Source organism: Methylocapsa aurea, from assembly GCF_000746085.1.
In the GTDB taxonomy this organism is placed as follows: Bacteria; Pseudomonadota; Alphaproteobacteria; order Rhizobiales; family Beijerinckiaceae; genus Methylocapsa; species Methylocapsa aurea.
Map to the genome: position 1 here is coordinate 121,392 of NZ_JQKO01000001.1, position 24,200 is coordinate 145,591.

Genomic DNA, 24,200 nt, shown 5'->3' on the forward strand with positions numbered 1-24,200 from the left:
GCGCGGCTCACGCCGCCGATCGCGCGCGCAAGGCGCCCGCGCGGTCGAGGCGGCCTTGCGCGACGAGCGCCTGACCGCGCAGCGCCGGCCAGTCGGGCGCGTCATTGTCCCATTCGATCAAGGTTGGCAGCGGCCCGGCGCGCGCGACGACGTCGTCGAACAGGGCGAGGACATCATCGATGACCGGCGATCCATGCGCGTCGATGCAAAGCGGCGCGCCTGCGTCGTCAACGGTCTCGAAATGTCCGGCAAGATGAATTTCACCGACCAAATCCAGCGGAAAATCGGCGATGTAGGCGCTTGCGTCAAAGCCATGATTGCGGGCCGAGACGAAGACGTTGTTGACGTCGAGCAGCAGGCCGCAGCCTGTCGCGCGCGCGATCTCTCGAAGGAAGGCGGTCTCTGCGATTTCGCTCTGCGCGAAGCGCACATAGGTCGCCGGATTTTCGAGCAGCATGCGGCGCCCGAGCGCGTTCTGCGCTTCATCGACATGGGCGATGATCGAGGCGAGGCTCGCTTGCGTATAGGGCAGCGGCAGGAGATCGTTGAAAAAGATCCCGCCATGAGAAGACCAGGCAAGATGCTCGGAAAAGCTTTCGGGTTGATAGCGATCGCAAAGCTGCCTCAGCCGCGCGAGGTGATCGCGATCGAGCGGTTCCGACGAGCCGATGGACAGCGCGACGCCATGGATCGACAGCGCGTAATGTTCGCGCAGGAATCCAAGCTGGGCATGTGGCGTCCCGCCCGCGCCCATGTAGTTTTCGGCATGGACCTCGAAGAAACCGAGGGGTTGGCGCGCTGCGGCGATCGCCGCGAAATGCTGTGGCTTGAAGCCGACGCCGGCGCTGGCAGGAAGCATCGATGGAAAACGCATGGATGTCGCCCTTTGCACTCAAATCCTGATCGCAGCCTTGCTCGTTGGGAAGCCGCGACCGCACTAAAAAAGGGCGCGAGGAAGACCCGCGCCCCTCTGTGGACTCAGGACTTGATCGGCTTCAACGATCCCACGCCATGCGGAGTCTTGATGGTTTCGCAGGTGCCCTTGGGGACGAATTTCCAGATCGAGCCGTCGTAATCGACCTTGGACGAGCCCGCGCAACTGGTGCCGCCGCCCGCCGCGCAATCGTTCTGGCCCTTGAGCGAGACGCCGTAGCATTTCTCCTTGCCCGCCGGTTCGTCGCCCATGGCGGCGGAAGCGGGCGTCGCGAGAAGCGTGAGCGCGGCGGCGAATGCGCCCGCGAGGCTGACGGCGGTGATCTCGGTCTTGGTGCTCATGGCAGATTCCTTTGTTCAAGAAATATTGTTTCGCCGCACGGGAGGAAAAATCCCGCTTATGTCCCGCCCGTGGGGAACGGGAGGCATCTTTTCTACGCTTTTTTCTGCATTCATTCGAGAGGCGGCGCCAAGCATCGGCGCCGATTCTTTTGTGACAGGCGAGTGCAAGCGGTCGCCGGGCCGACCGCATCAGCGGCGCGCTCGGCGCAAAGCCGAATGTTCAGGAACTGCTTAAGCTGCCTTGGCCTTCCGGCGTGGTGATGGATTCGCATGTCCCTTTGGCGACATATTTCCACCTATTGCGCTGATAATCGGCCTTGGAGGTTCCAGCGCAGGTCGTGCCCGCGCCGGCCGCGCAATCATTCTGGCCTTTCATGGCGACCCCATAGCACTTATCCATGGACGGCCGTGGCGCCACAGGGCCAGCCGAGGCGTTGGTCGCAACAAGGGCAAGCGCGGTCGCGAGCGCGCCGGCGAGGGAAGCGGCGGTCAATTGCGTTTTGGTTGTCATGACTTGTTCCTTTTTTCAGAGGCGTTTACGAGGATGCGGCAAAGCCGGTTGGGTTCGGGGGAGAGGCGAAAGCTGCATCGGTCCCACGCAGTCTTCTTCGTGGCGTCTCCATCCGGCGTTACCCGGCGGCGCCATTTTTTTGATGACAAAGATGTGATGGCGCTGCGCGTAACGCGGTGGCCGGATCGGCCGAATTAGAGCGAATGGAGCGCTTGTGCGCGTCGATGTCCGCGAGAAGGAATGGGCTGTGCTGATGCGCGCCGGCAATGCCGGAGACGCTGGGTCCTATCAGCAATTGTTGCGGCAACTTTCTCCGGTGCTGCGTGCGCTCGCTCGGCGTGGGCTTGTGCGCGCCGGCATGGCTGACGCCGACGCCGAGGACGTCGTTCAGGAGACGCTATTGGCCATCCATCTCAAACGTCAGACCTGGGACGCGGACGCGCCGATCGGTCCATGGCTCTTCGCCATCGCGCGCCATAAGCTCATCGACGCCTTGCGCCGGCGCGGCCGCCGCATCGACCTTCCGATCGACGATTTCGCCGAGATTTTGTCATCCGGCGAGAACGAGCCGAGTTCGGTCGCCGCCGACGTCAATCGTCATCTTGGATGCCTGCCGGCCGGACAGCGCAGTGTCGTGCAGGTCATCGCCGTCGACGGCGCTTCGATCGACGAGGCGGCCTCGCGGCTGTCGCTGAGCAAAGGGGCGGTTCGGGTCGCCCTTCATCGCGGCCTCGCGGCGCTCGCCGCCAAATTCAGAGAGACCGAGGCATGAAGACCGGCGACCTCATCCGGGCCCTTGCGGCCGATAGCGAGATTCGTCTGCGGCCGCCAGGGCAGGCGCTGGTCTTGGCCTTGATTCCGGGCGTCGCGATCGCGCTTGGATTGTTCGTCGCCGTCTTCGGGCTGAGGCCCCAAATCGTCGCCTTGCTCGGCGAGCCGAGGCTGCTGTTCAAGCTCTGCCTCGCGGCGGTGCTGATCGGATTGTCGGGCGCGCTGGTCTTGCGCCTGGTCCGGCCGGGCGCGGATGTGCGCTCCGCAGCCCTCCTGCTCGCCGTCGCGCCGGCCTTGCTGGCAGCGGCCTGTCTGGCGGAGATATTCGCGGTTCCCTCGAACGAGTGGGGCCAGAGACTCTTGGGCGCCAATGCGCTGTTCTGCTTGAAGAGCATCCCGTTCTTAAGCGCCGCGCCGCTTGTCGCCATCGTCCTGGCTCTCCGCAATGGAGCGCCCGAGCATCCGGCGCTTGCGGGCGCCGGCGCGGGCCTCTTCGCCGGAGCGATCGGCGCCGCCTTTTACGCCGCGCATTGCCCGGATGATTCGCCGCTTTTCGTGGCGGCCTGGTATACGCTCGCCATCGCCATCGTCACCGTCATAGGCGCCGTTGCGGGAGCGCGCCTGCTGCGCTGGTGAATGAAGTCACTGGCGCTTCAAGCCCTGTTCCAGCAGGCCTTCCCAGCGCAAATCCTTGCGGAGGATTTTCCCGACATTCGACTTCGGCAGTTCGTCGCGGAAGACAACGGTTTTCGGCACCTTATAGGCGGCCAACTCGCTCTTCAAAAACGCGCGGACGGCCTCGGCGCGAAGCGCCGGATCGCTGCGCACGATAAAGGCCTTGACCGCTTCCCCGCTCGCTTCGTCGGGCGCGCCGACCACCGCGCATTCCTTCACCCCCGGCAGCTTGGCCAGCACGGCTTCGACTTCATTGGGATAGACATTGAAGCCGGAGACGAGAATCATGTCCTTGCGTCGGTCGACGATGGTGAAATAGCCCTCGCTATCCATTGTCGCTATGTCGCCGGTGAAAAGCCATCCGCCTCGAAGCGCATTCTTGGTTTCCTCCGGCTGCTTCCAATAGCCCGCCATGATCTGCGGCCCGCGCGCGATCAGCTCTCCAGGCTCGCCGACCGGGACCTCGCGCCCCTGGTCATCGACGCATTTCAGCTCGGTCGAAGGAAGCGGCACGCCGATCGCGCCAAGCTTCGCGCGTCCGGTCGGATTGAAGGTCAGGACCGGCGAGGCTTCGGTCAGGCCATAGCCCTCGATCACTGGCGTTCCGGTGACCTCGCGCCAGCGCCGCGCCACGGCTTCGTGCAGAGCCATGCCTCCGGCGACCGATTCGCGCAGGCTGCGCGGGGGATGGGCGCAAAACCAGGCCTCGTGCAGAAGGCCGTTGAACAAGGTGTTTACGCCGGTGATGAAGGTGACCTCGGATTTCGCGAAGGCCTTGCGGAGATTGCTGAGCGGCCTTGGATTGGGGATGAGAATATTATGCGCGCCCCGATAAAAGAACCCGAGGAAATTCACCGTGAAGGCAAAGCAGTGGTAGAGCGGCAGCACGGTCAGAAGATGATCGGCTTGGCTGATGTCGGAGCCGGTGAAGCTCAGGAATTGCTCCACGTTCATGATCAGATTGGCGTGGGTCAGCATGGCCCCCTTGCTGACGCCGGTGGTGCCGCCGGTATATTGCAGGCAGGCTGTATCGGAAGGCGTCGCCATCCGCGTGTAAGCCGCGATATCGGCGCCCGATTTGATCCGGGCGGCGCCACAGGCGAGCGCATCAGAAAAGCCGACAGAGGAAAAATTGGGAGGCGGTATCTGCCTTTTCACATATTTCTGTACGAAGCCGATCAGGTGGCGCTGCACCATTGGAAAGAGGCTTGCTGCCTGCGCCAGAACCACATGCCGGATGGGCGCTTCCGCCAGCGCCGCGCCGAGCTTGTCGGCGAACATGTCGATGCCGACGATCGCGCCTGGCTCGGCATCCGCGAAGAGATGGGCCATTTCGGCGGCGGTATAGAGCGGGTTGACATTGACCAGGATACAGCCCGCTTTGAAGATGCCGAAGGCGACGACCGGATAGGCGAGCCCGTTTGGAATCTGCACCGCCACCCGCGTCCCCGCCTCGAGGCCGAGGCATTCGCGAAGGTAAGCGGCGAAAGCATCCGAAAGCCGATCGACTTCAGTAAAGCTCAAGCTCGCCGCCATTCCATTGGGCATGATCGTGGTGAACGCCTTGGCTTTGCCGCGCCGAGCGGCGAGATCCCGCGCGACGTCCCCCAGCAAGCGGTAGGTCGGCGTCCCGATCCGCGCCGGGACATGCGCTGGGTAGGAGGCGAGCCAGGGCAAATCGGAGCCATGGGTCTCACCGGCATTCGCGGCCTCGTTGCTCATCGGCGTTTCCTAGGTTCGCTTCTTACGTGATTAGCAATATTTAGAAGCTGGCGAGGCGCTTGCTCCGCCAGCTTCTATGATATACGGGCATAGTCCCTTGAAAGGTTCGGAGCTGGTGACATTTGGCTGACCAAAAGAAAATAAATTGGGTCCATTTCTCGACCCTCCTCGCGGTCGCCATTCTGGTCGGCACTGAAATGGTCGGAGCCTCCTGGGCGGCCGGTTGGGCGCTTGGCGGCCTTTTGCAGCTCGATCCTTTGGTCAGCCGCGCCATTGAGGCGGGCTTCGCCTTATGCGGCTTCGTTCTCCTTTATTATTTCATGCGCACCGCCATCAAGAACGAACCCATCCGCGACTAAAGATCCAGCCGCGCGCCGCGTTTTCGCGCCTTGGCGCGGAGCTGGGGCTGCGCGGCGGGGCCTGCCGCCAATTCGCCGCCGGTCGTCCATCCGGCAGCTAAGCCGCCAGACGTGAAGGAATCAGGATGAGCAGAGCCTTTGACCGCAGATCGGTGTTGAAGGCGGCCGTGGCGACAGGGCTTCTTGGACCGCAGGCGCGCCTGGCCGTCGCGGCGGATGGGCTGAAGCTTGGGCCGGCCAAGCCCTTTTCCTTCGACATCCTCAAGGCGACCGCTCGACGCATGGCCGGCGAGGCCTATGTCGGCCCGGCGCGGCCAGCGCCCGAGATCGTCGGCAAGATCGATTATGAGGCCTGGGGCAAGATCAAATTTGACATCGACCACGCCCTTTTTGCGCAGGGACCCGGCCGGTTTCCGGTGAGCTTTTTTCATCTCGGCATGTTTTTCCAAAAAGCGGTCGAAATGAATGTGGTCGATGCGGGCGCCGCGCGCGAGATCATCTACGATCAAAGCTATTTCGACATGCCGGCCGATTCGATCGCGAAAAAACTGCCGCAGGGCGCGGGGTTCGCCGGCATGCGCATCCAGGAGCCAAAGAGCGGCCCGCTCGATTGGCGCAAGAACGATTGGGTGGCTTTTCTCGGCGCGGCTTATTTCCGCGCGATTGGCGAATTGCGTCAATATGGCCTTTCCGCTCGCGCCGTGGCGCTCGATGTCGCGGTCGCCGGCAAGTCGGAGGAATTTCCCGACTTCACCAAATTCTACGTCGATCGGAACGAAACCGACAATTCGCTGACTGTTTACGCCTTGCTGGAAGGTCCTTCCATCGTCGGCGCCTGCCGATTCGTGCTGACCCGCGGCAAGGGCGTCACGATGGACATCGACCAGACGCTCTTCCTTCGCGCCCCGATCGCGCGCTTTGGCCTTGCGCCCTTGACCTCGATGTACTGGTTCTCGGAGGCCAAAAAGGACTCCGGCGTCGACTGGCGGCCCGAAGTCCATGATTCCGACGGGCTGGCGCTATGGACGGGGGCGGGGGAGAGATTGTGGCGCCCGCTCAACAATCCGCCGCGAATCATGGCCTCGTCCTTCACCGATGAAAATCCGCGCGGATTTGGATTGTTGCAACGCGACCGCAATTTCGATCACTATCAAGATGGGGTCTATTACGATCGCCGTCCTTCGCTTTGGGTCGAGCCCTTGGGCCATTGGGGCAGGGGCTCGGTCCAATTGATCGAGATCCCGACCGACGACGAAATCCACGACAATATCGTCGCGATGTGGGTGCCTGAAAAGCCTGCGACGGCGGGATCGGAGGTCAGCCTTTCCTATCGCCTCTATTGGCGCGCCGACGAGCCCTTTCCGACCGATCTCGCGCGCTGCGTCGCGACCCGATTGGGCAATGGCGGCCAGCCCGGCCAGCCGCGCCCCAGGGGCGTGCGCAAATTCATGGTTGAATTCCAGGGGCCGCCACTCGAGGGCCTGCCCTTTGGGGTCAAGCCGGAGGCGGTGCTCTGGGCTTCGCGCGGAAGCTTTTCTTATGTCTTCACCGAGGCCGTCCCCGACGATGTGCCGGGCCATTGGCGGGCGCAATTCGATTTCACAGTGGACGGAGGCGCCGACCCGGTCGAGATGCGGCTATTTTTGCGTTCCGGCGAAAAGGTCCTGAGCGAAACCTGGCTGTTTCAGTATCACCCCTTTTGAGGATGCGGCCAAAAATGACCTGCGCTCGCAAAATTAACGGCGCAGACCTTAAGGGTGATAGGGGCGGGTGGATTTGCCGATATGGATGCGCTGCCTGAATTGCCGCCAAATGCTTTCGAGAAGTCGGACGCCGCCGCCGATGACCTGTTCTATGCCGCGCCGCGTTTCGTCACCCATATCGACGGCCCCGCGATCGCGGCGGTGACCGCGCTTTACCGCGAGTTGTTTCCGCCAGGCGGCGTCATTCTCGATCTGATGTCGAGCTGGATCAGCCATCTGCCGCGCGACGCAGCTTACGGCGAAGTCATCGGGCATGGCATGAATGCGGCCGAGCTTTCTGCCAATTCGCAGCTGTCGCGCTTTTTCGTGCAGAATCTGAACGAGAATCCCGCGCTGCCACTTGGCCCGGACAGCGTCGACGCCGCCGCGATTTGCGTCTCGGTGCAATATCTGCAAAGTCCCATTTCTGTCTTGCGGGAACTCGCGCGGGTCTTGAAGGCCGACTGCCCCGTCGCGATCACCTTCTCGAACCGATGCTTTCCGACCAAGGCCGTCGCGATCTGGCAGGCGCTGGAGGATGAGGCGCATGCAAAGCTCGTCGGGCTCTATCTGGAGCGGGCGGGATTTGCGGCTGTCGAGACGCGGACGCTCGCGCCGCCCGGCAAAGGCTTCGACCCGCTTTGGGCCGTCATCGGAAGGGCGCGGAAATGAACCCGGTCCAAGGCGCCGTCGCATGACGGTCGCTTCGCTTGCTTAAGTTTAAGAGATCGCCGCCAGTCCAGACGCCCGCCCCGAGGTTCGATGCTCACCTTTCACAACACCGCCGCAAAGGGCGACATCAAGGTTGCGCTCGACGCCAAGACGCTGCCGCCCGAGGTCAATTGGATCGATGCTTTTCGACCCGATCCGCTGGAAATAGACTTTATCCGACGCGTTCTGGGGGTCGAGGTCCCGACTTTCGACAAACTCTCCGAAATCGAAACGTCGAGCCGGCTGTACAGCGCCGCTGATCGCCTTTATTTGACGATTCCGATGGTTTACTATAGCGCCACGGGTCAGGCGCAGACGACGCCGTTCGGATTTGTCCTCGGCCAGGAAAATGTCCTGACCATCCGCTTCAAGCCGATCAAGGCCTGCGACCATCTCCATTTCGACGCCCCGAATGGCGACCGACGGTTTACTGGCGGTCCGGGCGCCCTCATCGCCCTTCTGGGTGTGTTTATCGACCATGTCGCCGATGATTTGGAAAGGATCAACGCCGATCTCGATATTGTGTCCCATATGATTTTTGGCGGCGCCGAAGGCCGGCTAAGCGGCGAGGCCCGTGAGGACAGCGGCGATCTGCGAAAGGTGCTGCGCAAGATTGGGCGGATCGGCGAATTTACTTCGAAGATCAACGAGGTGCTCCTCGGCATGTCGCGGCTCATTCCCTATGTCATGAGCGATGCGGCGGATTTCCTTACGGCGGATAGCCGCGCCAAGCTCAAGAATCTCAATCGCGACGTCGCCTCCCTCAACGATTACGAGCAAAATCAGACCGACAAGATCCAGTTTTTACTTGATGCGACCTTGGGACTGACCAATATTGACCAGAACAATATTTTCAAACTTCTGACGATCGTCTCCGTGGTCGGAATTCCGCCCACCCTCGTCGCCAGCATGTATGGCATGAACTTCAAGTATATGCCCGAATTGGACTGGACCTATGGCTATGCTTATGCGCTGGTCCTGATCGCGATCAGCGCGATCATTCCACTCGTTTGGTTCAAATGGCGCGGCTGGTGGTGAGCCTCGCTGCAGCGCCTCTGTGCGGCCGGCGATGACCGAGGAGGAGCTGAACGCCCGGCTACTCTACCGCGACGGCCTGATGCTGGTCCTCGACAAGCCGGCGGGGATAGCGGTTCATCGCGGTCCGAAAGGGGGCGAAAACCTCGAAGCCTTGTTTCATGCGCTGCGATTCGGCCTGCCGCGGAGCCCCGCCTTGGCGCATCGGCTCGATCGCGACACGTCGGGCTGCCTCGTGCTCGGGCGCCACCATAAAGCGCTGGAAAAACTTGGACTTTTGTTCAAGCAAGGCAAAATCAAGAAAACCTATTGGGCCATCGTCGAAGGCGGACCCGCGGCTGATGAAGGCCTGATCGATCTGCCGCTTGGGCGTCTCGACGAGACCCGCGGCTGGTGGATGAAGGTCGATCCGGCCGGCCTGCCGGCGCAGACGGAATGGCGGCTTCTCGGGCGCTCGGAGGGCCGCGCCTTTCTGGCGCTGACGCCTCTGACTGGGCGCACGCATCAGTTGCGGGTTCATTGCGCCGCGCTGGGCTGGCCGATTCTCGGCGATCCGATCTATGGGGCCGGGCGGGGCGGGGCCATCGCTTTGCAATTGCACGCCCGCGCCATCGTGATTCCCCTTTACAAGAACAAAGAACCCGTCGGCGTCGAGGCCCCGGCGCCGGCGCATATGCGCGAGGCGCTCGCGGCCTGCGGATTGTCCCTTCCAGAGGCTGCGCCTCCGTCTCAATTCTGAGGCTCCTCCTCCATCTCAATCTTGAGGCTCCGCCTCAGTGCTCTTCTTGGCGTTTCCTGAAGCATTGCCTCAATGTCCCACATACTCATGTACGGCGGCTTCGACGGCGGCCTTATCCTGCGCCGAGAGATTGGCGAGTTCGCTGTCGAGCCAGCTGTCCTTGAGCCCGGCGGCTCTTGCGAGAAGGTGCCATTTCATCGCCTCGACCATGTTTTTTGGCAGGCCGCGCCCGGTGGCGAGGACGCGCGCGGCGCGGTTTTGGGCCACTGGATTGTCGCGCACCGCGGCCTTGAGAAACAGCTTGGCGGCCGCCGCCTCGTTTTTTTCGACTCCGGTCCCGTTGAACAGCATGATTGCGTATTCGACTTGCGCGGGAAGGTAATTGTCCTTTGCGGCGCGGCCGATCCATTCAGCCGCGCGGGCGATGTTTTTTTCAACTCCTGTTCCATCTCTAAAGAGCAGGCCCAAGGCATAGGCGGCGTCGGGATCGCCAAGCTCGGCCGCCTGCTGAAACAGCCGCGCCGCCTTGGCGTAGTCGGAGCCGGCCCCCTTATTTTCAATCGCCAGAATGCCAAGATTATACAGCGCGCCGGGATGGCCTTGCGACGCGGCCTTTTCGAAAAGCGCGGCGGCGCCGGCGCGATCTTGCGTTGCGCCTTCGCCTTTCAGTTTCGCCATCGCCAGCGCGAAAGTTCCCTGCCGGTCGCCGCGATCGCTTGCGAGCTTGTACCAGCGCGCCGCTTCGACGGGATCGCGCCGGACGCTCAGGCCCTGCGCGTAAAGCTCGCCAAGGAGGGTCATCGCCGGCCCGTCGTTGGGATCGGCCTCGATCCGGGTCATCGCCTCGCGCATGGCGGTTGTATAATAGCCGCGCTGGTAGGCCGCGTAAGCCAGATCCGGGGCTCCGCCAAGCCGCGCGGGAACCGCCAGTTCGCGCGCCGCCGCCATCTCTCCCAGGAGAACGCCAGCGCCAAGAAGCATGGCTGTGGCGCCAAGCCGGATTGCATTGGCAAGCCAACATAATCTCATGGGAATCTCTTACTCGGCTGGTTCACGGGTCGCCGCCAGGATCGCATAGGCCTCGCTCAAAGCGGCGGCGGCGCCGCTCGGATGGGCGAAGACCGCGTCGCCGAGCGCGATAAAGTCGGCGCCGGCGCGAACGAGATCGCCGATGCCGGCGAAATCATGAGCGTAGCCGATGCAGGGGAGGTTGAAGATTTCCGCCCACCACGCGACGCGCTCGACAATGCTGGCATGCGGTTCAGCGCAGCCGGGACCGCCAAACATCAAATAATCGACCCCAGCTTCGCCGGCCATCATGGCGGCGTCGCGGGTGGTCAATCCGCCTGCTCCGACGATATGGCCGGGGTGCAGGGCGCTCAAGGCCGCTTTCAGCTCTTCCCCGGTCGACTCGATGTGGACGCCATCAGCATCGGCGCTGATCGCCAGGCGTGAGTCATTGGCGAGAAGGCAGGCAACGCCGCGCGACTGCGCCAAAGGAGCGAGGCCGCCAATGATTTTCGCCCTATCGTCATCGTCGTTGGCCTCGGTGCGCAACAGAATGCAGGCCACGTCGCAGACCTCGAGCGTTGCGTCGAGCACCGGCGAGAAAGCCGCCCAATCGGAAATGGGCGGCGTGATCAGATAGAGGCGGGGAATATCCGTCGACATTGTGCGAAGCAACTCTGGCTGGGATGTCATGTAGCTCCTTGTTAGTTCATTTTCCACCGCAATGGGAAACGCACTGACCTAAACCGCGATGTCCAGAGCGATTTTTCATTGGACGGCCTCATCGGGCGATCGAAAAATCCGCCGACAGGGCCGCTTAAGCATGATCTTGACGCTATGCCGGCCTTCGCGGGCGCTGCAAAAGCATCTGCGCGCTTTGCAGGAAAATGCCGGCCCAATTGGCGAAAGAGGGACTTGTCGACGCTCGCGGGCGGGCCCTTGCGGGGTAAGCGCATCGCGGCGGGTCGCTTGTCCCAGTTTTGCATCCGTGCTACCCGCACTCGCGGGAGATTTGCAATGACAAATGGTAATGGAAGCGGAACTCAAACGGATGTGGCGCCCGCGATCAATGCGATGGTGCAATATACCAAGGATTTTTCATTCGAGAATCCGAATGCGCCACGCTCGCTGGGGCCGAGAGATAATGCCCCAAGTATTGCGATTCAGGTCAATGTGAATGCGCGCCAGGTCGCTGAAACCGACTTCGAGGTGAACATCCTGCTCGAAGGATCGGCGACCGCAGAAGCCGAGCTTTTGTTCAAATTCGAGCTCGATTACGCCGGCCTTTTTCGCTTGGTCAATATTTCCCCCAACGATATGCATCCGATCGTCATGATCGAATGTCCGCGGCTCTTGTTTCCTTTCGCCCGTCAGATCGTTGCCGATGCGGTTCGCGGAGGGGGCTTTCCGCCGCTTTATATCGATCCGATCGACTTTGCAGCGCTTTATCGAAAGCGCCTCGATGAAGTTGCGGCGGCCGCGCCGGCGCCGGTGGCCTGAGCTTTTGCAGAGAGCATGATCCCAAAAAGTTGCAGACTTTTTGGATGAGATCATGCGTCGAAACGAAGCGGTCCAGAGCATGATCCCCAAAAGTTGCGGACTTTTTGGATGAGATCATGCGTTACAGAGAACATGATCCCAAAAGGCGCCGGCTTTTTGGGATCTTTCAGTTTCTCGCATTTTTGCCCGGACCAAAGCGGAGCAGACTGGTCCCATGCGCCTTCAGCCAAGCTTCGGCGGTTTCGATCTCGGCGGAGAGTTGCGCGACCACCCCCCAAAAGGCGGCGGAATGATTCATATGCACGAGATGAGCGACCTCGTGAGCGGCGAGATAGTCGAGGACGAAATGCGGCGCCATAATCAAGCGCCAAGAAAAATTGAGCGCGCCCGAGGCTGAGCATGATCCCCACCGGCTGGTCGTGTCCCGCAAGGTGATTTTGCAGGGGCGGACCCCGAGCCGAGTTGTGTGGCGGGCGACTGCGGCCTCAAGGTCGCGCCTAGCCTCCCGGATCAGAAAATCCTGCACCCGGCGCGGGACGAAGGAGGCTTCCGCTTCGACCCACATCAAGGGGATCGCCTCATCCGCCAAGTCTTGCGGCGCGGCTTCGATCCAGACGCTCCCGCGCAGCGCCGGGCGATGCGCTATTCTGTGGACAACTCCGCGCAAGGGCACCAATTCCCCGGGCTTGAAGCGCATCTTTTCCGGCAGCCGCCGCAGCCGCGCCCCTATCCAGGCTGCGTGCCGTTCGGCGAATGATTTCGCCTCGTTGAGGCTGCCGCGCGCCGGGATGGTCAAGACGACATCATGGGCGGCGGCGCGCACGCGCAAGGTAAAACGCCGGGCGGCGGCGGTGCGCTTCAAATTGATCCGGTAGGTCTCCCCCGCGTGGGAGACCTCGAAAGAGGTGATTTCGGAAACGCGCGGCGCGTTTCTTTGCAAGGGGCGCTGCATGGAAGGCAGCTTAGCTTGACCGAATGCGAGTCGCCACCGCGCCGAACTATTTTTTCAGGCGCTTCCCACGACGGTCAAGGTTCTGCCCGCCGCCTTGTTCGAGGCGTGGAACGCCCGGATCCGGGGCACCACCTGATTGCGGAAGCGCGAGCCGTTGAACACGCCGTAATGGCCGACCTTTTCCTGCAGATAATCCGCCTTCATCGACTGCGGAAGATTGCGGCAAAGATCATGGGCGGCGAAGGTCTGGCCGAAGCCGGAAATGTCGTCGTTCTCGCCCTCGATCGTCAAAAGCGCGACGCGGCGGATGGCGGCGAGATCGATCTTCTCGCCTCGATGCATCATTTCGCCTTTTGGCAACGCATGCCGGACAAAGACGGCATCGACGGTCTGGAGGTAGAATTCGGCGGTCAGATCCATGACCGACAAATACTCGTCATAGAAATCGCGATGTTTTTCAGCCGAGTCGCCGTCGCCCTCGACGAGATGGTTGAAGAGATCGATATGCGCCGAAAGATGGCGATCGATGTTCATCGCCATGAAGCCGGCAAGCTGTAGAAAGCCGGGATAGACGCTGCGGCCGGCCCCGCGGTAGCCAAAAGGCACGCTCTTGATGCAATTTTTCTCAAACCAGGCGCTTCCGCGCTCTTGCGCCAGGAGATTGACCTTGGTCGGGCTGCGCCGGGTGTCGATCGGACCGCCCATCAATGTCATCGAAGCGGGAACATGGGGGTTGCCCTCGGCCTCCATCCGGGCAATCGCGGCGATCAGCGGCACCGCCGGCTGGCAGACGCCAAGCGTGTGCAATGCGACGCCATCTTGCTCCTTGCTCAGGGTTTCGCAAATCGAGATGATGTAGTCGATATAGTCGTCGAGGTCGAAGCGGCCAATTGAAACCGGAATCGTCCTAGCGTCGATCCAGTCGGTAATGTAAACATCGTAGAAAGGCAGAAAAGCTTCCACCGTGCCGCGCAGAAGCGTCGCGTGATGGCCGGACATCGGCGCGACGATCAGAAGCTTTTGCTGCGGCGGCAAGCTGTCATCTTCGAACTGTCTTTCAAAACGGCGAAGTTTGCAGAAGGGGCGCTCCCAAACAACCTTTTCGACGACCGGCGCGGCTCTTCCGGCGACAGTCGTGCGGGCGAGGCCGAAAGCGGGCTTGCCGTAACGCCGGGTCATTCTTTCGAAAAGCTCCGCCGAGGCCGCCAGATTGCGGCCGACCGGAGTGTAGGAAAAGGGATTGGCGGGGCTCGACAACCACGTCCGCGCGAAATCCGACGCGACCCGCGCTGGCGCGAAAACAAGATGGGCCATTTCGTGCATTTCATAGGAAATTGGCATTTTAGCTCTCATCGCCAGCGAACCGGCCAACGCGAATTCCTTCGACAACGTTGCTGCTCGCCACTCCGACGCTCCGCCACGGGCGGGGGCCGACAGGGCGATGCTTACGCTCGCATATTTGTTACGTATCCGTAACACGTAAAGAACGATCTTACCAAAACTAATGTATGCGGAGGCAAAAAGATCCAATTACTGCAAGCAATTCGATTGACGATTAAATACATGTGATCATTTTACGACAATAGCCAGCTCGCGCCGCCTCAATCGAGAGCGCGGCGGCGCGCGAGGCGCCAAATATGAGAGCATTTGAGCGGAAGCGCGAATGTCAGACAATATGATTTAATTATATGTAATAAATGCTGACAGAATGCTGCGCAAAAGGGACCAAACATGCGTTGCGTTCAAACGAAAACAACAGGGCGAAACAGAATTGCCGGCCTCAGGGCTGGCCAGCCGGTGTAAGCGATGACGATGGCCGATCTAATGGACATTGACCTTGGCCGCCGGTCGCGGAGGCTGCGCGTCGATACGCTCGTGAAGTTGCGATGGCTCGCGCTTCTTGGGCAGGCGATCGCGCTGTTCGTGACCAATTTTGTGCTGCATTTTGCCGTTCCGCTCGGCCCCTGCCTTCTAGTCATCGCCATTTCCGCTTGGTTGAACATCGGCTTGCGGCTGCGTTTTGGCCGCATCGACCGGCTTGAGGACCTGCCGGCTTCAGCCATGCTCGGCTATGACATCTTGCAGCTTACGGCGCTTCTCTATCTGACTGGAGGCATCGAAAATCCGTTTTCGATGCTGTTCCTTGCCCCGATCATGATTTCGGCCGTGTCGCTCTCCGGCCGTTTCACATTGCTCCTGACCGTGCTCATGATCGGCGCGGTTTCGGCCCTGACGCTTTGGCATTACCCGCTGCCTTGGTTTCCCCGGGAAAGCCTGAAATTGCCGTTTATTTATAGCGCAGGATTATGGGCGGCGAATGTCATCAGCGCGGCGTTCATCGCAATCTACGCCTCCCGCGTCGCCATCGAGGCGCGCAAGCTCGCCGACGCCCTGGCCGCCACCGAACTCGTGATCGAGCGCGAGCAGCATTTGACCCAACTCGATGGCTTGGCGGCGGCTGCGGCGCATGAACTCGGCACGCCCCTCGCCACGATCACGCTGGTTGTTAGGGACCTTGAAAAGCAGCTTCCGTCAACCGGCCCATTTGGCGAGGACATAGCCCTCCTCGCGCAGGAAGTCAGCCGCTGCCGGAGCATTCTCGGCAAGCTCACCTCGCTGGGCGACGAGGCCGGGAATATTCTCGACGAAATGACCTTGGGCCTGTTGCTCGAGGAAGTCGTCGGCCCGCAACGGGATTTCGGGGTTCTCATAACGATCGTCAAGGATGGCGAGGGGCGAGAGCCGGTCTGCCGCCGCAATCCTGGAATCCTATACGGGCTTGGCAATCTGATCGAAAACGCGATCGACTTCGCCGCTTCAGAGGTTCGCATCACCGCGCAATGGAATGTCGCCGCGGTTACGGTGGTCATCGAGGATGACGGTCCGGGCTTTTCGTCCGATGTCGTCGGGCGGGTCGGGGAGCCTTATGTGACGACCAAGATCGACCGGCGCGCCAAGTCGGAAGAAGGCTCCGGATTGGGGCTTGGCTTGTTCATCGCCAAGACGCTGCTTGAGCGTTCGGGCGCAACCGTCGTGACCGCGAATTTCGTCGCGCCGAAGAGCGGCGCCGTGATCATGATCACCTGGCCGAGGGCCGCCTTCGAGCGCGACGCCAAAGGAGCGGCGGCCGACGCGGCCAAGACCGCTAAAGCTGAAGCATGGCCATGATCCCGCCTGTTCGGACCCGCCTTTGCCCTGGTTCGCCGTTAAGGTTCGGTCATTAGTATTTGCACGCAAGTGGATATCCCATGCAAATGGCGTTAGACTGCGGCCAACATCCGTGGAATCAGAAAGCAGCCCTAGCTCTTTATTTTATCGCGTTTCCTTAATGCGAACCGGTGTTCGATCCGCTCGAAAATGCGCTAGGGTGCTCTTGTTTCGTCGCGGTTTGGCGCGGCGGATGGGTTCCTCTTTCGCCGGAAGATGCTCGAAGCGAGATAGTTGGCGATGAAAAACGAGCCTGAGCCTGTCAAGACCGAAGTTCTTAGCGAAGCGCCGGGTGATGAACACAGCATCCTTGGGCAGGACAGGTCGCTGCTGATCGTCGATGACGACAAGGCCTTCCTGGCCCGTCTCACCCGCAGCATGGAGATGCATGGCTTCGTCGTGACCGCCGCCCAATCGGTCGCCGAAGGGCTGGCGGCGATAGCCGAGCACGCGCCGGCCTTCGCGGTCATCGACATGCGGCTCGCCGACGGCAACGGGCTCGATGTGATTTGTGAGCTCAAGGCGAAACGCCCGGATGCGCGCGGGATCATCCTCACCGGCTATGGCAATATCGTCACCGCCGTCACCGCGGTGAAGCTCGGCGCCTTCGACTATCTCGCCAAGCCTGCCGACGCCGACGAAATCTATCATGCGCTCATGGCGACCGACCACGATAAATCCGAGCTGCCGGAAAATCCGATGTCGGCCGACCGGGTCCGCTGGGAGCATATCCAAAGGATCTATGAGCTGTGCGGCCGCAATGTCTCGGAGACGGCGCGCCGGCTCAATATGCATCGCCGCACGCTCCAGCGCATATTGGCGAAACGCGCGCCGCGTTAAAGCATGACGCCAAAAAGGTGCAGACTTTTTGGATGACGTCATGCGTTAGAAGACGAGCATGACGCCAAAAAGGGTGCAGACTTTTTGGATGGCGTCATGCGGCCGCTAAAAAAGGCGCGGAATTTTCAAGGTCAGACGATGCTCTGCGGAGCCCTCGCCCCGGATCCGACCGCCTGCCGATTCCCTGGCGCACCTTCGCCGCGCGCGGGCGGGACGCTTTCGAATCCTCCTGATTGGCGGCTCCAGGAGCGCGCATAGGCGCCGCCAGCCAGCAGCAGCGAGGCATGCGTCCCTTCTTCGATGACTTTGCCATGGTCTAAAACGACCAACCGGTCCATTTGCGCGATGGTGGAGAGCCGATGCGCGATGGCGACCACTGTGCGTCCCTCCATCAGTTCGCCGAGCTGGTCCTGGATGGCGCTTTCGACCTCGGAATCCAGCGCGGAGGTCGCCTCGTCGAGAATCAGGATCGGCGCGTTTCTTAAGATGACGCGGGCGATCGCGATGCGCTGACGCTGGCCGCCGGACAGTTTGACGCCGCGTTCGCCGACGAGCGCATCGAAACCGCGCCGGCCTTGCGCATCCTCAAGCCCCTCGATGAAGTCCAGCGCATGCGCCTTGGCGGCGGCCTGGCGAATTTCATCCTCGGTGGCGCTGGGACGGCCATAGCCGATATTGTCGCGGATCGAACGGTGCAGCAGTGAGGTATCCTGCGTCACCATCGCGATATGGCTGCGAAGGCTCTCTTGGGTGACCCCGGCGATATCTTGGCCGTCGATCAGAATGGTGCCGGATTCGACCTCGTAGAAATGCAGCAGCAAGTTGACGAGCGTCGATTTTCCGGCGCCGGAATGGCCAACGAGGCCGACGCGTTCGCCGCCGCGAATGGTGAGGTTGAGGTCGCGCAAAACCGCGCGGCTTCCGCCATAGCCGAAACACACGTTTTTGACCCGGATCTCGCCTTTTGTGACCCGCAATTGCCCCGCATCGGCTTTGTCGGGCATCTGGCGGGGCGCCGCGATGGAGCGCATTCCATCCTGCACGGTTCCGATCGCCTCGAAAATCGTGGTGACATTTTCGGCGACAAGCCACGAGAGGCCATTGATCTGAAACGACAGCGGCAAGGCCGTTGCCACCATGCCCGACGTGATGAGGCCGTTCTGCCACAGCATGATCGCTGAGGCGCCGATCGAGGCGATAAGCGCTCCGTTCAACAGGGAAAGAAACAAGCCGAACATCGTGTTCAGGCGCTGCTGGCGATGAAATGCGTCGGTGTGCGCATCGATCGCCTCGCGCACGAAGTTGTCCTCATCCTTCGCGCGGGCAAAGAGCTTGACGGTCAGTATGTTGGTGTAGCAATCGACGACGCGGCCGGTCAGCGCCGAGCGGGCCTCCGAATTGAGGCGGGAGCGGTCGCGCATGCGCGGCACGAAAAACCACAAGAGCGCGGAAAAGCACGCGAACCAGATGAGCAGCGGAACCGCTAGCCGCACATTGCTCGCGCTCAACACCAGGACGGCGCTGGTGCCGTAGATGAGAACGGTCCATAGCACGCTGGCCGAAGAGACCACCGATTCGCGCAGCGAGGCGCCGGTCTGGACAATCCGTCCGGCGATCCTGCCGGCGAAGTCATTCTGGAAGAAGGCCCAGCTTTGCCGGACGACATGCCAGTGATTCTGCCAGCGGGTCAGGTTGGTCAGGCCTGGCGTCAGGATCTGATTCCTGATCAGGTTTTGCGCCAAATAGGCGGCGGGACGCACGAGCACGAGCACGAAGGCCATCCCGGCCAGTTCGCGCCAATGGACCTGCAGCAAATCATGGCCGTTGGATTGGGTGACAAGCGTCACCACGCGGCCGATGAAGACCGGGATCGTAATGTCGAGCAACGCCACCCCGGCCCCGACGACGACGAGGGCGGCCAGAAAGCCGCGCGCCTGTTTGGCGTAGTGCCAATAGAAGGCGATCAACTCCTGCGGCGGCGGCGCATCGGGCGGCAGGGCGGTCGGCATCAAGAAGCGCTCAAAACGATGAAACATCAATTCTTCCGATCAGAAGCCGAACGCGGGATCGGAAGCAAAAGCGCTTGCGAATGGCGGCGGCGCAACGAGCTGCAGCGTTGCGTATGGTTTTGCCGCACTCCTCTTGCCGAGAAGAAACCGGCCAATCAAAACGCTGCGGCAAGCCCCGGCTGGAAACAGCGGAGCCCAAGCACTTTCAAATGCGCAGCAATCAGAAAGCAGCTCAAGTTCTTTGTTTTGCAGCATTTTCTTAACGCAAACCGGCGGCTGCTTCGCTCGAAAATGCTCAAGCTCCTGAGGATGGGCCCCAGAAAAGTTCTTCGCATAGCCATTGCGCCGCGTCGCGAAAAAGGTGTAATGCGCGCTTCCCCGGCTATTTAACGGCCTCGTCGAGGCCGCCGGGGCCGGTAGCTCAATGGTTAGAGCCGGCCGCTCATAACGGTCTGGTTGCAGGTTCGAGTCCTGCCCGGCCCACCAGCTCTTGGGGCATTTTCTATTTTCTTTACGCCGCTTCTTCGCTTGTCTGCAATAAAATACCAAGTGATTGCGCCGACGGCCACCTGCATCCGGCGCGCCAGGCTTGGACGGCGTCGCCTCGGAGCGCGCCGCCTATTGGCGGGCGGGGATTTGTTTGCCCGCCCCATTCGACGAGGTGGTCGTCATCGCCCGGTCGCGCTTTGCATCATGCGACGCGGCGCCGGGGCAAATTCATGCCGCGGAGGCCAAGACTGGCCGCGCGCTGGGCGCGAGCCGTCCAGCGACCCAATTCGATCGCAGCTTGTTGATTGGATGATCGAAGAGGCGCCAGATCAGCCAAGAACCGATCATGACGACGATCAGGGCCTCTCCAATGGCCATGAAGCGGTCGCCGTAAGCGCTATCAGCGCGGGTGATGGCGCGTAAGACAGGCCAGTGCAGCAGATAGACGATAAACGACAGGTCCCCATACATCCTATCGGACGGAGGGCTCTTGCAGCCGGTCGTATAGATCGCCCACGGCGCCATCATAAGGCCGACCACGACGCTGGCTGCGCCATTATAGGCAAAGAGAGGTCCTGGATTTGCGCCGCCGAGGAGGACGCCTTTGAATGGCCCCGCTAGGCAAAGCGCGATCAATGCTAGGGTCACTCCAAGGGAGCCCCAAGCCAATCTTGGATCAGGTCTCCATTTGCTGGATCCCGCCGCGACGCCAATGGCGAAGAATATAAGAAAAGGGGCGACCGTGACAGTTGCATTCAGAAGATAGGCGCCAAATGAGAGGAGAGCGCAGGCCAGGAGCATCCACAGGCTCCGGGACATAAGGATGATGAGCAGCGGGGCGACGATGTAGAATTGCATTTCAATGTCGAGCGACCACGAGGGCACATTCGGCTTGAACGAAAGGCCATTATATCCGAGCAGCAAGAGATTCGATGTGGCTTGATGAAACCAACTGCCAATATTGTTCGGTATGGAGCCGATTGAAAACAAAACGACCCATGTGATGGCGGAGCAGAGCATAAATACCGGCAAGAGCCGCCATGTCCTGGATATCAAATATGTCAGGTAGGATGCGCGCGTCTTGGAATACCGCACCGTCCACATGGTGCAGATCCAGTATCCGCTAAGCACAAAAAATATATAGACCGCCGCAGAGCCGATATTCAGCCTCGATACATGGTGGACAAATACCAGCAGCGCCAGCGCCAGCCTGAACAAACCCGGCGCAGCAAATCGCATTACCAGTGTATTCATGTGCCTTCCCCCTCAGGCGTGCAATGGCGCGGCGGGCGATCCGATTGGACTGCGCCGAAAGATTTCACAACAAACGTTTCGTTCATAATCGCAAGGAATTAGACGCCGCCCTTGGCTGCGGATGGCGCCAGCAATAGCCGAAATTATTTGGTTCTTCCAAGACAAGAAGAGCTCATGGCGAACCTTGCCGCAGGTTTTGATCCCGTCGCCATTGATCAGGCGAAAGTCGTTTGACTGGGAAAGGAACCCCATAGATTCAAACGGCTAGGGCAAGTTCTAATTTTGAACATGCTATAAGCTTTTGCATCCAACCCGGAACTCGACCGCGCTCTTGCGCCGGATTTGACGCGGTCCCTGCTAAAATGCAATGCAAATAATCATCAGCCGCCTCATTATTTCTTGATTCGTCGCACTTGCGCTTGAGCAGAGCGCAGGCGAATTCCTCACGCTCGCTAGAGCCAAGTAAAATTGCTCGCGATCAGGCGTTTAGGAAAGAGCGCTATGAACCTGGTGAAGGCGCGAGCCCCAAGGCCGAATGCGCGCCCTAATCATCGGTGTCGGGTTCGATCAATTGCTTCGCTGCAATTTTGCCCGGCGTGCTCAAGCCGATATGCCCCATGCGAGCCCGTTCGGCCACGAGGCCTTGCAGCAGAATATGATTATGGACGGCGCGCATTTCGTCGCGAGTCAGTCCGAGCTCCGCCTCGATCCGCGCCGCTGGCACGGAATGGTCCGGAGGCGCGCCGGTCGCATAGAGATACTGGAGGAGCTGCGCGCGAAGCTCTTCAAGCCGCTCGGGAGGCAGCTGCGGAATCGCCGAGGCGGTTGTTGCTGGCGTCGTCATTGTCGGTTTCCGTTCTCGGTCGGTTTCCGTTCTCGCGGAGCGCCGAAGGCCGCTGGTCGGGAAGCCTTCGACGCGCGATCAATCCTTCGGCAGGCATGATCCGGCGGAAAGAAGCAGATTTTGGACCAAACGCAGCGCCGCGCCATCGCCCCCATTGGTTCAGCCCGAGTTGGAAACCGCCTTTTTGCTCGCGAAGGCGGCTGGCGGGCGCGTCGCGGGTGTGCCCCGTCAAGAGTTAGGATCAGGATTTATCCGTAAATTCTTGATAGTAAGCATAAAATCACTCGCCTGGCGCCTTGGCGTCTATTGCCAGAGCGTGCACGCCGGCGTTGAGTTCGGACTGCAGGAGATTATTGATGGTGCGGTGGCGGTCGACCCGACTCTTGCCTTTGAAGGCCTCTGACACCACCTTGACTTGAAAATGCGTGCCGCCCGCGCCGCTGGCCGTCCCTGGACGCATCACGGCGTGGGCATGGCCCGCATGCTTATGCGATTCATCGATGACCTCCAGAAAAGTCGGAGCGAGCGCGGCCTGTAATTTCGCCTTGATGTGATCGCCCACCGCCGCTTCGCCTAATGCATTGCCTTCGTTGCTCATTTATTCCTCCTGGGCGGGATTGGCGCGTGTCGGCCGCGACCGGGGCGCGCGAATATCCCGAAAGATTAACGGACGATCGGCGATTGTCGTCATGCCGAAGGCCGGTCTGGCGCTCCAGCTTTCTAAGTTTATCGCCGCGCTGAAGCTTATTTATCATTTTACCGGGCCGACGCGCTTGCGGCCACACCAAAGACATTCATAATGCCGCCGCCATGGATTTGAACTCCCGCATCTTCGATCGCATCCGGGTCAAGCCGGAACCTAAGCAAGCTTCGCGCTCGGATCAGGCCCGTTGCGAGCGCCCTGGCTGTCTTGAGCCAGGCGAATTCCGCGCGCCGATGGGCCGGTTGCGGGAGGGGCAATATTTTTGCTTCTGTCTCGACCACGTCCGCGAGTACAATGCTTCTTATAATTATTTCAATGGCATGAGCGCCGAAGCTGTGGCGCTTTATCAACGCGACGCCGTGGTTGGGCATCGCCCGACATGGTCCATGGGCGTGAAGCGGACCGACAAGAATTTCCGCGAGGAGGGCGACGATCCGTCGCACCCTGGGGACACGCTCGGAATGGTCCGGGCGAAGGCCCGGCGTTATTCTTGCTCTGAGCCGGCAAAGCCTCGGTACGGACTGGCCGCGCTGAAAGCCTTGGATCAGTTGGGGCTCGACGATGCCGCGGATGCGGTCGCCATAAAGACCCGTTATAAGGATTTGGTGAAGCGCCTTCATCCGGACGCCAATGGCGGCGACCGGTCCAATGAAGACAAATTGCGCGAAATCATACGCGCCTATAACTACCTGAAATCGGTCAAGCCCGCCTGAGCCGGCCGCGGGACCCTGGAGGTTGACCGGCTCAAGGCCTGGAAACCGAGCCCACCGGCGCGGAGGATGAATGCAAAGCGCAATAATCGACGAGAGCGCCGCCAAAGGCGGTCTGCCCGACATGAAAATCTCGGTGCGTCAGGTTTTCGGCATCGACAGCGACATGGAGGCGCCTGCCTATTCGACGGGCGATCCTCATGTTCCCGACCTCGATCCCGATTACCTGTTCGATCGCGACACCACGCTCGCCATTCTGGCGGGCTTCGCCAAGAACCGCCGGGTGATGATCACCGGTTATCATGGCACGGGGAAGTCGACGCATATCGAGCAGGTCGCGGCGCGCCTGAATTGGCCCTGCGTGCGGATCAACCTCGATAGCCACGTCTCGCGGGTCGATCTCATCGGCAAGGATGCGATCATCCTCAAGGACGGCAAGCAGGTGACCGAATTCCGCGACGGCATCCTTCCCTGGGCGCTGCAGAATAATATTGCGCTTTGCTTCGATGAATATGACGCCGGCCGGCCCGATGTCATGTTCGTCATTCAACGCGTCCTCGAGGTTTCTGGCCGACTGACGCTGCTCGATCAGAGCCGGGTGATCAGGCCTCACCCCGCGTTTCGCTTGTTTTCGACCGCCAACACCGTTGGCCTTGGCGACACCTCCGGCCTCTATCATGGGACCCAGCAGATCAATCAGGGTCAGATGGACCGCTGGTCGATCGTCGCGACCTTGAACTATCTGCCGCACGACAAGGAAGTCGACATCGTGCTGGCCAAGGTCAAGCGTTTCCAGGACACGAAGGAAGGCCGCGACGCGATCAATAAGATGGTTCGCGTCGCCGATCTCACCCGCAACGCCTTCATCGCCGGCGACCTTTCAACGGTCATGAGCCCGCGCACGGTGATCACCTGGGCGGAGAATGCGGAGATCTTCAGCGATATCGGCTTCGCCTTCCGGCTGACTTTCCTCAATAAATGCGATGAACTGGAGCGGACCTTGGTCGCCGAATTCTACCAGCGCTGCTTCGGCAAGGATCTGCCCGAGAGCGCGGTTAATGTCGTGATGAGCTGACGCCGGCGCGCGGCCGGCTTTGTCCAGCCGACTTGGGGGATCGTCGGGCTTGCTTGGGGGCCGCGATCC

General features: G+C 60.9%; 25 protein-coding genes and 1 tRNA gene. 14 read left to right on the forward strand and 12 right to left on the reverse strand.

The genetic code is table 11. The annotated features are described in order from the left end of the window. Positions 1-7: 7 nt before the first annotated feature. The 3 genes from bufB to DL86_RS00565 all read right to left on the reverse strand — a co-directional run bounded on the left by bufB (position 8) and on the right by DL86_RS00565 (position 1,786). Positions 8-874 carry an MNIO family bufferin maturase gene (bufB, locus tag DL86_RS00555; protein WP_036257227.1) on the reverse strand — a complete coding sequence of 289 codons (867 nt, stop codon included), beginning with the start codon at positions 872-874 and terminating at the stop codon, positions 8-10. Between the two features lie 104 nt (positions 875-978). After that, a complete protein-coding gene (locus DL86_RS00560) occupies positions 979-1,275 on the reverse strand; it encodes a BufA1 family periplasmic bufferin-type metallophore (RefSeq protein ID WP_036257228.1) in 297 nt (98 codons plus the stop codon). 220 nt (positions 1,276-1,495) lie between these two features. Then, positions 1,496-1,786, reverse strand: a complete 291-nt coding sequence (locus DL86_RS00565; protein WP_036257230.1) for a BufA1 family periplasmic bufferin-type metallophore — start codon at positions 1,784-1,786, stop codon at positions 1,496-1,498. A 214-nt stretch (positions 1,787-2,000) separates the two neighbouring features. On the opposite strand from DL86_RS00565, the gene DL86_RS00570 reads away from it, so the two are divergent. Both DL86_RS00570 and DL86_RS00575 read left to right on the forward strand, forming a co-directional pair. Continuing rightward, on the forward strand, positions 2,001-2,558 hold the full coding sequence (locus DL86_RS00570) for a sigma-70 family RNA polymerase sigma factor (RefSeq protein ID WP_084572602.1): 558 nt from the start codon (positions 2,001-2,003) through the stop codon (positions 2,556-2,558). Then, the gene (locus DL86_RS00575) at positions 2,555-3,193 is read left to right on the forward strand and encodes an NrsF family protein (RefSeq protein ID WP_036257231.1); all 639 of its coding nucleotides are present in this window, start codon (positions 2,555-2,557) and stop codon (positions 3,191-3,193) included. The genes DL86_RS00570 and DL86_RS00575 overlap by 4 nt, the downstream gene beginning before the upstream one ends. Positions 3,194-3,199: 6 nt before the next feature. Here the strand turns inward: DL86_RS00575 and DL86_RS00580 are convergent, their stop codons facing one another. After that, positions 3,200-4,954 (reverse strand): AMP-binding protein, encoded by a 1,755-nt coding sequence (locus DL86_RS00580; RefSeq protein ID WP_084572603.1) that lies wholly within the window; start codon positions 4,952-4,954, stop codon positions 3,200-3,202. Between the two features lie 122 nt (positions 4,955-5,076). Here DL86_RS00580 and DL86_RS00585 point away from each other — a divergent pair, with 122 nt between their 5' ends. The 5 genes from DL86_RS00585 (at position 5,077) to DL86_RS00605 (ending at position 9,540) form a co-directional block, all read left to right on the forward strand. After that, positions 5,077-5,313, forward strand: a complete 237-nt coding sequence (locus tag DL86_RS00585; RefSeq protein ID WP_036257232.1) for a hypothetical protein — start codon at positions 5,077-5,079, stop codon at positions 5,311-5,313. A 125-nt stretch (positions 5,314-5,438) separates the two neighbouring features. Continuing rightward, positions 5,439-7,016: an OpgD/OpgG family glucan biosynthesis protein gene (locus DL86_RS00590; RefSeq protein ID WP_036257233.1), complete on the forward strand. Its 1,578-nt coding sequence runs from the start codon at positions 5,439-5,441 to the stop codon at positions 7,014-7,016. A gap of 81 nt (positions 7,017-7,097) precedes the next feature. Next, entirely contained in the window at positions 7,098-7,727 is a 630-nt protein-coding gene (locus tag DL86_RS00595; protein ID WP_036257234.1) for a methyltransferase domain-containing protein, read from the forward strand. Positions 7,728-7,817: 90 nt separating this feature from the next. Then, positions 7,818-8,804: a magnesium transporter CorA family protein gene (locus DL86_RS00600; protein ID WP_036257235.1), complete on the forward strand. Its 987-nt coding sequence runs from the start codon at positions 7,818-7,820 to the stop codon at positions 8,802-8,804. A 31-nt stretch (positions 8,805-8,835) separates the two neighbouring features. Further along, a complete protein-coding gene (locus tag DL86_RS00605) occupies positions 8,836-9,540 on the forward strand; it encodes an RluA family pseudouridine synthase (protein WP_036257236.1) in 705 nt (234 codons plus the stop codon). A 69-nt stretch (positions 9,541-9,609) separates the two neighbouring features. Here DL86_RS00605 and DL86_RS00610 read toward each other — a convergent pair whose 3' ends face one another. After that, positions 9,610-10,569, reverse strand: coding sequence for a tetratricopeptide repeat protein (locus tag DL86_RS00610; RefSeq protein WP_156964409.1), 960 nt, complete (start codon positions 10,567-10,569; stop codon positions 9,610-9,612). A 9-nt stretch (positions 10,570-10,578) separates the two neighbouring features. Continuing rightward, positions 10,579-11,241 (reverse strand): thiamine phosphate synthase, encoded by a 663-nt coding sequence (locus tag DL86_RS00615; protein ID WP_245276161.1) that lies wholly within the window; start codon positions 11,239-11,241, stop codon positions 10,579-10,581. 324 nt (positions 11,242-11,565) lie between these two features. Here DL86_RS00615 and secB point away from each other — a divergent pair, with 324 nt between their 5' ends. Continuing rightward, a complete protein-coding gene (gene secB / locus DL86_RS00620; RefSeq protein WP_036257238.1) occupies positions 11,566-12,048 on the forward strand; it encodes a protein-export chaperone SecB in 483 nt (160 codons plus the stop codon). A gap of 166 nt (positions 12,049-12,214) precedes the next feature. Here the strand turns inward: secB and DL86_RS00625 are convergent, their stop codons facing one another. Both DL86_RS00625 and DL86_RS00630 read right to left on the reverse strand, forming a co-directional pair. Beyond that, positions 12,215-13,000, reverse strand: a complete 786-nt coding sequence (locus tag DL86_RS00625) for a M48 family metallopeptidase (RefSeq protein ID WP_036257239.1) — start codon at positions 12,998-13,000, stop codon at positions 12,215-12,217. Between the two features lie 54 nt (positions 13,001-13,054). Then, a complete protein-coding gene (locus DL86_RS00630) occupies positions 13,055-14,341 on the reverse strand; it encodes a polyhydroxyalkanoate depolymerase (RefSeq protein ID WP_036257241.1) in 1,287 nt (428 codons plus the stop codon). Between the two features lie 471 nt (positions 14,342-14,812). Here DL86_RS00630 and DL86_RS00635 point away from each other — a divergent pair, with 471 nt between their 5' ends. After that, positions 14,813-16,168: an ActS/PrrB/RegB family redox-sensitive histidine kinase gene (locus tag DL86_RS00635; RefSeq protein WP_051952524.1), complete on the forward strand. Its 1,356-nt coding sequence runs from the start codon at positions 14,813-14,815 to the stop codon at positions 16,166-16,168. A gap of 279 nt (positions 16,169-16,447) precedes the next feature. Then, positions 16,448-17,047, forward strand: coding sequence for an ActR/PrrA/RegA family redox response regulator transcription factor (locus DL86_RS00640; RefSeq protein WP_036257242.1), 600 nt, complete (start codon positions 16,448-16,450; stop codon positions 17,045-17,047). A 131-nt stretch (positions 17,048-17,178) separates the two neighbouring features. On the opposite strand, the gene DL86_RS00645 is transcribed toward DL86_RS00640, so the two are convergent. Next, positions 17,179-19,083 carry an ABC transporter ATP-binding protein gene (locus DL86_RS00645; protein WP_051952454.1) on the reverse strand — a complete coding sequence of 635 codons (1,905 nt, stop codon included), beginning with the start codon at positions 19,081-19,083 and terminating at the stop codon, positions 17,179-17,181. Here DL86_RS00645 and DL86_RS19560 point away from each other — a divergent pair. Next, positions 19,075-19,446 (forward strand): hypothetical protein, encoded by a 372-nt coding sequence (locus DL86_RS19560; protein WP_156964410.1) that lies wholly within the window; start codon positions 19,075-19,077, stop codon positions 19,444-19,446. The two genes, DL86_RS00645 and DL86_RS19560, sit on opposite strands and share 9 nt — an antisense overlap. 20 nt (positions 19,447-19,466) lie before the next feature. Further along, positions 19,467-19,542, forward strand: a tRNA-Ile gene (locus tag DL86_RS00655). Positions 19,543-19,773: 231 nt separating this feature from the next. On the opposite strand, the gene DL86_RS00660 is transcribed toward DL86_RS00655, so the two are convergent. The 3 genes from DL86_RS00660 to DL86_RS00675 all read right to left on the reverse strand — a co-directional run bounded on the left by DL86_RS00660 (position 19,774) and on the right by DL86_RS00675 (position 22,241). Continuing rightward, positions 19,774-20,799: an acyltransferase family protein gene (locus DL86_RS00660; protein ID WP_036257246.1), complete on the reverse strand. Its 1,026-nt coding sequence runs from the start codon at positions 20,797-20,799 to the stop codon at positions 19,774-19,776. A gap of 544 nt (positions 20,800-21,343) precedes the next feature. Then, on the reverse strand, positions 21,344-21,643 hold the full coding sequence (locus DL86_RS00670) for a hypothetical protein (protein WP_036257249.1): 300 nt from the start codon (positions 21,641-21,643) through the stop codon (positions 21,344-21,346). Positions 21,644-21,923: 280 nt separating this feature from the next. After that, entirely contained in the window at positions 21,924-22,241 is a 318-nt protein-coding gene (locus DL86_RS00675) for a BolA family protein (RefSeq protein WP_036257251.1), read from the reverse strand. Between the two features lie 212 nt (positions 22,242-22,453). On the opposite strand from DL86_RS00675, the gene DL86_RS00685 reads away from it, so the two are divergent. Both DL86_RS00685 and cobS read left to right on the forward strand, forming a co-directional pair. Further along, a complete protein-coding gene (locus DL86_RS00685) occupies positions 22,454-23,059 on the forward strand; it encodes a J domain-containing protein (RefSeq protein ID WP_036257255.1) in 606 nt (201 codons plus the stop codon). A gap of 70 nt (positions 23,060-23,129) precedes the next feature. Beyond that, a complete protein-coding gene (cobS, locus tag DL86_RS00690; protein WP_051952456.1) occupies positions 23,130-24,131 on the forward strand; it encodes a cobaltochelatase subunit CobS in 1,002 nt (333 codons plus the stop codon). The last annotated feature ends 69 nt before the right edge of the window (positions 24,132-24,200 follow it).